The sequence below is a fragment of the Neglectibacter sp. X4 genome (genome assembly GCF_009917365.1).
In the GTDB taxonomy this organism is placed as follows: domain Bacteria; phylum Bacillota; class Clostridia; order Oscillospirales; family Acutalibacteraceae; genus Acutalibacter.
This window is the reverse complement of record NZ_QWLE01000189.1, coordinates 1-618: the sequence shown is the minus strand read 5'-3', so window position 1 is coordinate 618 and position 618 is coordinate 1. Positions and strand designations below refer to the sequence as shown.

At 36.4% G+C, this 618-nt stretch carries 1 protein-coding gene; it reads right to left on the bottom strand.

The window, feature by feature from the left end; translation table 11 throughout:
• Window positions 1-309, bottom strand: a 309-nt coding sequence (locus tag D1841_RS17590) for an aspartate/glutamate racemase family protein (protein WP_166554333.1), incomplete at its 3' end; no start/stop codon positions are given.
• Between the last annotated feature and the right edge of the window lie 309 nt (window positions 310-618).

Sequence of the window (618 nt, the reverse complement as noted above, 5' to 3'; positions counted from 1 at the left end):
AATAAAAGGAACCTTGAGTTGATCTACCATCATTTCTCCAAAGAAATGTGCTGTATTGCAGGTAATACAAATCGCTTCGCACCCGCAGTTCTCAAGAACTTTTGCGTCTTCCAAAAGCTGAGAATACACTTTATCATATTCACCGCTTAAAATGGCGCCAGTTCGATCCGGCATAGATGAATCACTGTAAATGACCATCCTTACATGATCCTGGTCGCAATCTGCAGCAGTCTTTTCTGTTACAAGTTTATAAAAGAGCTGCGATGCCATCGGTCCCATGCCGCCTAACACTCCAATCTTTTTGTCCATATTGTTACTTCTCCTTATTTTTTAGGCTGTCTTAATTTAAAGAGCAATTTATATGCCAATTTTACCACAGTATTCAATTTTTTTATATCGCTGTTTTCCCCCTTTTTTCATCACGCTTCTTCCAGTATTTTGTGTTATAATCCTATTAAATCATATTTCACCACATTTTCCCTTTTGTTTTTGCTCGTTTTAGGCTATACTATTCTTATTAAATTATCCCGTGCATTTTTTGCTCAAGCGAGGTGTTTTCATGAACAATTCAAAAAGAGTTATCATTATATATAGAACGTCCAACAACAAGAACGCTAT